Below are 7,969 nucleotides of genomic sequence, written 5' to 3' on the forward strand. Positions count from 1 at the left end.
GGCCAGCTAACAAAAAGGGCGCCAGCGGCGCCCTCGGATTTTATTCCGGCTGGTAGCCCAGATTGGGCGCCAACCAGCGTTCCGCCTCTTCCACCGTCATGCCCTTGCGCTCGGCATAATCCTTGACCTGATCGGGCTGGATCCCCGCCACGGCGAAGTATTTGGCTTCCGGGTGGCTGAAGTACCAGCCGGAGACCGCCGCCGCCGGCCACATGGCATAGGATTCGGTCAGCTGCATGCCGATGGCCTCCTCCACCCCCAGCAGTTGCCACAGGGTGCCTTTCTCGGTGTGCTCGGGGCAGGCCGGATAACCGGGTGCCGGACGGATGCCACGGTAGTTCTCGCGGATCAGCTCCTCGTTGGTCAGTGCCTCGTCCGGGGCATACCCCCAGAACTCCTTGCGCACCCGCTCATGCAGGTACTCGGCAAAGGCTTCGGCCAGACGATCGCACACCGCCTGCAGCAAGATGGCATTGTAGTCATCCCCCGCCGCCTTGTAGCCTTCCGCGATCTCGCTCTCACCAAAGCCGCCGCTCACCGCGAAGGCGCCGATCCAGTCGGCGACGCCGCTCTCCTTGGGCGCCACAAAGTCGGAGAGGCAGTAGTTGGGGAACACCTTGCCATCCCGGGCCTGGCTCACCTTGTCGGTCTGCTGGCGCAGACCGCGCAGCACCTGTTTGACCTCGCTTCGCGACTCGTCGGTGTAGACCTCGATGTCATCGCCGACCCGGTTGGCCGGGAACAGCCCCAGCATACCGGTCACCTCCACCTCGCCGCTGCCCTCCAGGCGATCCAGCATGGCATTGGCATCGGCATACAGGCGCTTGGCCTCCTCGCCCACCACCTCATCCTCCAGGATGCGCGGGAACTTGCCCGCCAGCTCCCAGCTGAGGAAGAAGGGAGTCCAGTCGATGTAGTTACGCAGGGTGGCAATGGCTACCTTGCGCAGCACATGGATGCCGGGTTGGGCCGGCTTGGGCGGCTGGTAGGCACTCCAGTCGCAGGACCAGCCATTGGCGCGGGCCTCGGCCAGCGACACCGCCTTGGTGCGCGGTTGCTTGCGGGCATGCTGCTCCCGCACCGTCTCGTACTCGCGGCTGAGCCGCTCGGCAAAGGCCGGCTTGAGCTCGGTCGACAGCAGGCTCTGGGCCACGCCCACCGCCCGGCTGGCATTGGAGACATAGACCACAGGCTCTTGGTAGTTCTGCTCTATCTTCACCGCGGTATGGGCCTTGGAGGTGGTGGCGCCGCCGATGAGCAGCGGTATGGTGAAGCCCTGGCGCTGCATCTCCTTGGCCACGTGCACCATCTCGTCCAGCGAGGGCGTGATGAGGCCGGAGAGGCCAATCATGTCGGCGTTTTGCTCCCGGGCGGTCTGCAGGATCTTCTCGCAGGGCACCATGACGCCCAGATCGATGATCTCGAAGTTATTGCACTGCAGCACCACGCCGACGATGTTCTTGCCGATGTCGTGCACGTCGCCCTTCACCGTGGCCATGACGATCTTGCCATTGCTCTGGCCGCCGGATTTTTCCTGCTCGATATAGGGCTGCAGGTAGGCTACGGCCCGCTTCATCACCCGCGCCGACTTCACCACCTGGGGCAGGAACATCTTGCCGGCGCCAAACAGATCGCCCACCACGTTCATGCCGGCCATCAGCGGCCCTTCGATCACCTCGATGGGCCGCGCCGACTGGGCACGCGCCTCTTCGGTGTCCTCGTCGATGAAGTCGGTAATGCCCTTGACCAGGGCATGCTCCAGCCGCTTGGCCACCGGCCAGCTGCGCCACTCCTGCTCCTTCGGATCCACCACCTGCTGGGCACCTCCGCCACGGTACTGCTCGGCAATGGCCAGCAGCTCCTCGGTGGCGCCGGGGTGGGTGTTGCGCACCACCGCCTCCACCTTGGCCTTAAGCTCGGCCGGGATGTCCTCGTAGATGGCCAATTGACCGGCGTTGACGATGCCCATGTCCATGCCGTTCTGAATGGCATAGTAGAGGAACACAGAGTGGATCGCCTCGCGCACCGGCTCGTTGCCGCGGAACGAGAAGGAGACGTTGGAGACACCACCGGAGATCATGGCGTGAGGCAGGTGTTCCTTGATGTCCTTCACCGCTTCGATGAAGTCCATGGCGTAGTTGTTGTGTTCGTCGATGCCGGTTGCCACCGCGAAGATGTTGGGATCGAAGATGATGTCTTCCGGTGGGAAACCCACCTGATCCACCAGGATGCGGTAGGCCCGCTGACAGATCTCGAACTTGCGCGCCCGGGTATCGGCCTGCCCCTGTTCGTCAAAGGCCATGACGATGACGGCGGCGCCATAACGGCGAATGAGCTTGGCCTGGGCGATAAACTTCTCCACCCCCTCCTTCATGGAGATGGAGTTGACGATGGGCTTGCCCTGAATGCACTTGAGCCCGGCTTCCATCACCTCCCACTTGGAGGAGTCCACCATGATGGGCACCTTGCAGATGTCCGGCTCGGAGGCGATGAGGTTCAAGAAGCGCACCATGCAGGCCTCAGCATCCAGCATGCCTTCGTCCATGTTGATGTCGATGATCTGGGCGCCGTTTTCCACCTGCTGACGGGCGATGTCCAGCGCCTCGTCGTAATTCTCTTCCTTGATCAGCCGCTTGAACTTGGCCGAACCGGTGACGTTGGTGCGCTCCCCCACGTTGATAAACATGGAGTCGGCGCTGATAGTCAAGGGCTCCAGGCCGGCCAGACGACAGGCCACCGGCAGCTCCGGCAGCGGGCGTGGCGCACAGCCGGCCACCGCCTGTGCCATGGCGGCGATATGGGCCGGTGTGGTGCCGCAGCAGCCCCCCACCAGGTTGAGGAAACCCGCCTCGGCCCACTCGCGGATATGCACCGCCATCTCGTCGGCTTCCAGATCGTAGCCACCGAAGGCGTTGGGCAGGCCGGCATTGGGGTGCACCGACACATAGGTCTCGCTGATGCGAGCAAGCTCCTCCACGTACTGGCGCAGCTCCTTGGGGCCCAGGGCACAGTTGAGGCCGAACGAGAGTGGCTGGGCGTGGCGCAGCGAGTTGTAAAAGGCCTCGGTGGTCTGGCCGGACAGGGTACGGCCGGAGGCATCGGTGATGGTACCGGAGATCATCACCGGCAGACGCAGCCCCAGCTCATCGAACACGCTCTCCACCGCAAACACCGCGGCCTTGGCGTTAAGGGTATCGAAGATGGTCTCGATCATGATGAGGTGAGCCCCGCCTTCGATCAGCGCATGGGTAGACTCCATGTAGGCGGCCACCAGTTCGTCATAGGTGACGTTGCGCGCGCCGGGATCGTTCACATCCGGCGAAATGGAACAGGTGCGGTTGGTGGGGCCCAGGATGCCGGCGACAAAGCGCGGCTTGGCCGGGTCCTTGGCGGTCCACTCATCCGCCACCTGGCGGGCCAGCCGCGCCGCCTCCCGGTTGATCTCGGCGCTGAGATCCTCCATGTGATAGTCGGCCATGGCGATGCGGGTGGCGTTGAAGCTGTTGGTCTCGAGAATATCGGCGCCGGCGGCCAGATAGGCCTCGTGGATCTCGCGGATCACCTGGGGCTTGGTCAGTACCAGCAGGTCATTGTTGCCCTTGAGATCGCTGGGCCAGTGGGCGAAGCGCTCGCCCCGGTAGTCCGCTTCCTGCAACCCGTAGCTCTGGATCATGGTGCCCATGCCGCCGTCGATCAGCAGGATGCGCTGTTGCAGACAGTGGGTAAGCTGGGTCTGGGTGGACGTTGCCGGTTGGGTCGTAGGCACTTGGATAATCCTCTTTTACTGCTGGATGCCCGGCTCCGTCCTGGAACCGAGGATGCGTATTGGTCTAGAGCACCGCGGCTGGACAAGCCAGGCGCTCCACTGTCAGGATGGCTGACATTGTGTGCATGATAGCAAGATGTCCATGTCAATCCCTCCCTCTCACCCGCCCATGGGCTTTGCCCAGCGGGTCTATCAGGTGGTGGCGGCCATTCCCTACGGGCGCGTCACCACCTATGGCCAGGTGGCCCGCCTGGCCGGCTCCCCCCGTGCCGCCCGCCAGGTCGGCGGCCTCTTGTGCCGCTTGCCCGAAGGCAGCCGCCTGCCGTGGCACAGGGTCATCAATCGTTTTGGCCTCTGCTCGCTGCAGGGCGAAGACCTGCAACGACAATTGGCCCTGCTGCAGGCAGAAGGGGTACCCGCCGCGGCAGACTGCCCGCTGGATCTGGCCCGTTATGGCTGGCCAGACTAGCTAAGCGTCCCCAGGTCGAACGGCGTCAACTGATAGACGTAGTAATTCAACCAGTTGGCAAACAACAGGTGCCCATGGCTACGCCAGCTGGAGTGCGGTGTCTGGCTGGCATCGTTGTTGGGGTAATAATTGACCGGCATGGCCGGCGCCAACCCTAGCCCCACATCCCGCTGGTATTCGTTGTGCAGGGTATCGGCATCGTATTCGGGATGGCCGGTGACGTAGACCTGGCGGCAATCCGGGCTCACCGCCAGATAAACACCCGCCTCATCAGACTCGGCGAAGATCTGCAGATCGGTGTTGGCACGGATAAAATTCCCTTCAAAGCTGGCGTAACGGGAGTGCGGCGCCAGAAAGCGATCGTCGAAGCCGCGCACCAGCGGATCCAGGGCCACCAGGCGGCGATGCTCGTAGACACCGGACAGTTTGGCATCCCGGGTCTGCTTCTCCAGGCCATAAAACACCTTGAGCGCCGCCTGGGCGGCCCAGCACAGAAACAGGGTCGAGGTGACATGGTGGCGTGACCACTCGATGATCTCCACCAGGGTGTCCCAGTAGACCACATCATCAAACTGCACCAGCCCGAGGGGCGCCCCCGTGATGATGAGACCGTCATACTTGTTCTGCTTCACCTGGGCGAAATCCTGATAAAAGGTCTCCAGGTGCGTAATGGGGGTGTTCTTTGACTCGCGATTGTCGATGCGCAACAGGTCGACGTTCACCTGCAGCGGAGAGTTGGAGAGCATGCGCATCAGCTGGATTTCTGTCTCGATCTTCTTGGGCATCAGGTTCAGCAGCAACACCCGCAGGGGGCGTATGTCCTGATGAACGGCCCGCGTCTCGGTCATGACAAAAATATTCTCTTCACTGAGAACCCCGGCTGCCGGCAGCTTATCCGGAATGCGAATCGGCATGGCTCACTCCCTCAAGATAACGGTAAAAACGTCTGGACATCTAGAAATCTACACCAAGGGGCGGTCACTGTCATCCATTGTCACCACACGCACACTGGCACTTCCTTTCCCTCCCCCCTTTGACTAGCATTAGCGCTGACACTTCAAAGCGGTAACTTGATGGCAGGCATAAAGATCTCCATTGATCGGCTCCAGATTGGCAACTACGTAAAATTGCCGGTTAACTGGAAGGATCACCCCTTTCTCTTCTCCAGCTTCCTGATTAAATCGCAGGAACAGATAGATCTTATCCGCAGCCTGGGCCTCAAACAGGTGGTCATCTTTCCGGATAAGTCCGACACGCCGCCCAAACCCATGAGCAGCGAGATCCAGCTGGCCGAACCCGCCATCAACCATGATGAGGTCGCGGATCTGGATGCCCGGCTGCGCGCCGATAAGGCCCATCGCATAGAGCAGCTCAAGCAATACCGCCGCAGCCTGCAGCGCAGCGAGAAGGCGTTCGAACGCTCGCTCACCCAGATGCGCAGCTTGATCAACAAGTTGCAAAACCGCCCCTTGACCGCCATGCAGGAGGCTCAGGAGCTGGTGGACGACATGGTGAGCAAGCTGCTCAATGCCGATGAGATGGTGCTGCACCTGATGTCCGACATGCCGGAAGGGGAGTCGATTTACTATCACTCCCTCAACGTGGCGATCCTGGCCATGATGCTGGGCAAGGAGGCCGGCTTCAACGAGCAGGAGATTAAGGTGTTGGGTATGGGGGCCATCTTCCACGATATCGGCAAGGTGAAGATCCCCAGTCAGATACTGCGCAAGATGGAGCCGCTCACCAAGCCCGAGGAAAACCTGATGCGCCAGCACCCGCGCTACAGCCGGGATTTGCTGGATCTGGTCAAAGACTGCAACCCAGAAATCAAGACGCTGGTCTATCAACACCATGAGCGACTGGATGGCTCCGGCTACCCGGAGCAAGTGAAAGCCGACAAACTGGGCAAGCTGACCCAGATGCTCTCGATGGTGGATGAATACGACTCCCTCTGCCACCCGCAACAAAAGAGTCAGGCCCGGGTGCCCCACGTGGTGCTGTCTTATCTGTTCAAGCACAGAACCAAGCAACTCAACAAGGACTACATAGGGCTGCTGGTCAAACAGCTGGGCATCTATCCTCCCGGCAGCGTGGTGCAGCTTTCCAATGGCCAGGTGGGCCTGGTGATGTCGGTCAACCCCAAGCGCCTGCTCTATCCCAGCGTGCTACTGTACGACCCCATGATCCCACGCCAAGAGGCGGCGATCATAGATCTGGAGGATGCCGGGCTGAGTATCGGCAAGGTCATTGCCCCAAGTCGATTACCGGAACCTGTGTTCGAATACCTGAACCCGCGCACTCGGATCAGCTTCTATATCGATTACACCAGTAATCTCAAACAGTAACATCCATAAGCGCCCACTGTGCGCCTGAGCGGGGGTCGTGCTAACGTAGCCGAACCCTCTGGCTTGGCATTTGAGATAGCCTTCATGCATATCGAAATTATCACCACAGGCGATGAGGTGCTGACCGGCTTCATCGTCGACAGCAATGCCGCCTGGCTATGCCAGCGACTGCTGGATAAAGGAATGCAGGTCCAGCGTCGCCAGACGGTGGGGGATGACCTGACGCATCTGGTAGCCATCCTTAAGGAGCGCAGCCAGCAGGCTGACATCATCATCGTCAATGGCGGATTGGGCCCCACCTCAGACGACAAGACCACAGAGGCAGCGGCTCTGGCTGCCGGCGTCGGCTTGGCATTGGATACCGCCTGGCTGGATCAACTCGAGGCACGCTACGCCAGCCGTGGCCGCCCCATGCCCACCAGTAACCGCAAGCAGGCGATGCTGCCCACAGGGGCTAGCAAACTAGATAATCCCATCGGCACGGCCTGCGGCTTTGAGCTCCAGATCGACCGGGCACGTTGTTTCTTTACTCCAGGCGTGCCGAACGAGTTTTTCCGCATGGTCGATGAGCAGATACTGCCCAGGCTGGCGACCGGGGAGCAGAGCCAGAGGACCGAGGTGCGTCGCTACTTCACCTTCGGTGTCTCCGAGTCGGCCCTGAGCGATCAACTGGACAATCTCAGCTGGCCGACCCATATCGTGTTGGGCTACCGCTCCTCCATGCCGCTGATCGAAATAAAGCTCATCAGTCAGCAGGCCGATGACACCGACTTTGCCCTGGCAGAGCAGCAACTGTTGCCAATTCTAGCGCCGTATCAGGTAGGACAAGGTGATTGGCAGATGGCGACGGATCTTCAGCGGCTGTTGGATAACCAACCGCTGGTGCTGCATGAGGATGCCAGTCAGGGTTTGCTACTGCGACAGCTAGCCCCAGTGTTACCCAGGCTCAGCGCCCACTACGGCCCACTGCCAGCCTCGGCCGCCGCACTGTTAAAAACCCTGCAGCAGCACGATGGCTTACATCTGGCAGTGGGGCAGGCGAGCGAAGCCGGCATTCCGTTGGCCCTTTGGGATGGTCAGCAAGGAGCAGCCCAGACGCTGAATATTGGCCTGCAAGATCAGCAACTTCACACCACCGTCATCAGCTTTGCCGCCCTGCATATGCTGCAACGCCACCTGCAGGCGCTGCCTGCCATCTGCGATTATCAGACACTCAAACGCAGTGAGCTGCGGCACAGCCGCCTATCCGGCTAAGTTGAGCTAACAAAAAAGAAAGCAAAAAAGCAAAAACCCCGCCAAGGCGGGGTTTCTTTATGATGGTGCTGATACCCAGAGTCGAACTGGGGACCTCACCCTTACCAAGGGTGCGCTCTACCAACTGAGCCATAT

At 60.9% G+C, this 7,969-nt stretch carries 5 protein-coding genes; 3 read left to right on the forward strand and 2 right to left on the reverse strand.

What is annotated here, in order from left to right; genetic code table 11:
* Positions 1-40 precede the first annotated feature (40 nt).
* On the reverse strand, positions 41-3,766 hold the full coding sequence (metH, locus tag ABD847_RS08535; protein ID WP_425568441.1) for a methionine synthase: 3,726 nt from the start codon (positions 3,764-3,766) through the stop codon (positions 41-43).
* Positions 3,767-3,908: 142 nt separating this feature from the next.
* Here metH and ABD847_RS08540 point away from each other — a divergent pair, with 142 nt between their 5' ends.
* On the forward strand, positions 3,909-4,235 hold the full coding sequence (locus tag ABD847_RS08540) for an MGMT family protein (RefSeq protein ID WP_345011985.1): 327 nt from the start codon (positions 3,909-3,911) through the stop codon (positions 4,233-4,235).
* Here ABD847_RS08540 and metA read toward each other — a convergent pair.
* On the reverse strand, positions 4,232-5,149 hold the full coding sequence (gene metA, locus ABD847_RS08545; protein ID WP_345011987.1) for a homoserine O-acetyltransferase MetA: 918 nt from the start codon (positions 5,147-5,149) through the stop codon (positions 4,232-4,234). The genes ABD847_RS08540 and metA overlap by 4 nt on opposite strands.
* A gap of 159 nt (positions 5,150-5,308) precedes the next feature.
* Between metA and ABD847_RS08550 the strand changes: the two genes are divergently transcribed.
* Positions 5,309-6,580 (forward strand): HD-GYP domain-containing protein, encoded by a 1,272-nt coding sequence (locus ABD847_RS08550; protein WP_345011989.1) that lies wholly within the window; start codon positions 5,309-5,311, stop codon positions 6,578-6,580.
* Positions 6,581-6,664: 84 nt separating this feature from the next.
* The gene (locus ABD847_RS08555) at positions 6,665-7,834 is read left to right on the forward strand and encodes a CinA family nicotinamide mononucleotide deamidase-related protein (protein ID WP_345011991.1); all 1,170 of its coding nucleotides are present in this window, start codon (positions 6,665-6,667) and stop codon (positions 7,832-7,834) included.
* Positions 7,835-7,969 lie beyond the last annotated feature (135 nt).

The sequence above is a fragment of the Pseudaeromonas paramecii genome, assembly GCF_039540575.1.
GTDB classification, from domain to species: Bacteria; Pseudomonadota; Gammaproteobacteria; order Enterobacterales; family Aeromonadaceae; genus Pseudaeromonas; species Pseudaeromonas paramecii.